The sequence below is a fragment of the Cupriavidus sp. KB_39 genome, from assembly GCF_052114485.1.
GTDB lineage: Bacteria > Pseudomonadota > Gammaproteobacteria > Burkholderiales > Burkholderiaceae > Cupriavidus.
On the sequence record NZ_JBFREV010000120.1, the window covers coordinates 1 to 1585 of the forward strand.

Annotated in this window: 2 protein-coding genes and 1 pseudogene; all 3 read right to left on the minus strand. The window is 53.1% G+C overall.

Features of this window, described 5'->3' with window-relative positions:
- Positions 1 to 226 precede the first annotated feature (226 nt).
- Positions 227 to 526: pseudogene (locus AB4Z27_RS28935) on the minus strand (contact-dependent growth inhibition system immunity protein); the annotation flags it as partial.
- An 88-nt stretch (positions 527 to 614) separates the two neighbouring features.
- Complete coding sequence (locus tag AB4Z27_RS28940) at positions 615 to 908, minus strand: contact-dependent growth inhibition system immunity protein (RefSeq protein ID WP_144203610.1); 294 nt, start codon at positions 906 to 908, stop codon at positions 615 to 617.
- A gap of 5 nt (positions 909 to 913) precedes the next feature.
- The coding region (locus AB4Z27_RS28945) for an RNase A-like domain-containing protein (RefSeq protein WP_441645977.1) at positions 914 to 1585 on the minus strand (672 nt) is incomplete at its 5' end.

The window sequence follows — 1585 nt, forward strand, 5'->3', positions numbered from 1 at the left end:
CGCAATTCCAGCAAGTCACCTCGATCGACCACGCCGCCTGGCAGCAGGAACTGGCGCTGCACGACGAACTGTTCACCCAGCTGCAGCACAACCTGCCGCAGGATTTGGTGGAAACGAAGGACAAGCTGGCCAAGCGGCTGGCAGCCTGAATCTGCCGGATTGGATAACGGAACGGCGCCTGCGTGGCGCCCTTTTTTTTTCGCAGGCTTCGCTTCAGTAATTTTCTAACTTCATTAATGAAGATCACATAGGTGAATCCCCAGTATGAGAAATCTATGTGGTCGATAAATTCCATCCGGTAGGCCGTATCGAAATCACCTTCGCTGTTCCGTTTGAATCTCTCGACCTCCTTCACGACCAGTTTCCGCGCTGCTGGGTCCGCCCCCTCAATATAGGCCTGGATAATCTCATTAAAGGTACCACCAATTAGGTCGTAGTCCTCATGAAAATACCCGCCGATGAGCTCCTGAAGTGCAGGGTAGCGCGTCCCATTCACTTTAGCCAGATAATGGAAATTCGCGATCATGGAGCATCAGAGCTTTCATCAAGCAATTGTCTAACCCTTTCAAAAAAATGCGCAGTAGCTGATCCCCTAATCAATCTCCTCGCCAAATCTACAGACTGTTTTTCAGAAGTCTTTGAATTTCGTCGAGAAAGGTTTCGTAGGTGAAGCCCCAGTATGACAGGTCGATATTGTCGTTGAACTCTTTTCGGTAGACCTCTTCCACCGTGCCCGGGTTGTTTTTCTTTAATTTATCGATATCCCGCATTACTAATTCGCGGGCTGTCGGCACTGACTCCCTAATATAGGCCTGAACAACTTCATGAGCACTGTCTCCCTCACAATCCTCATGAAAATAACACCCTATAAACTGTTGCAAGTGGGGATAAGGCGATCGGTTCATCATTAAGTTCAGACTCCAACGAAGGCGGTCAGAATATAGTATGGCATCTCGTTATATTCTTCGTTCCGAAGCACTACTGTAACGGTGCGTGCTTCGTCCAGCTTGCCGGACTTGCGCATCAGTACTTTCCCGAGCGGTCTTGAAAAACTCTGACGCAGTTCCAGGCGTGGATCCCCAGTCGATGACCATGACATTATTCGACTACGATTGGCACTCAACATGTCGGAAATCGCTTTTTCTGCTGTCCGTAAATCGGTGAATGATGAGGCACTGATCAAGTGTCGCTCCCTTACTAACCTCGCCCGCAATTCCTCCTCCGTTTTCCCCACGTGCTTCGCAATCGTGTGCCCACCGGGACCTTTCAGGTATTTCGCCTCATGCTGCACCAGGTAAATCCGCCCGGCGGTAATGCTCGCCACCCGCGCGGCCTTCAGCATGCCGGCGAGGCCGAATCCCACACCAATATCCAGCGACAGCCCGATATTGCCGGCCATGTCCGGCGGCGCCCGCATGGTTTCGGCGAGCTTGGCGGCGCCCTGCTGAGTCAGTGTTGCAGTGTCGTGCCCGGTCCAGGCTTGTCGCATGCCGCGCCAGGCCGTGTCCGCGCCATGCATGCCGAACGCGATACAGCCAGCTTTCGTCACGCCAGTCGGTTCCGGCGCAATGCACAGCACCCCGGC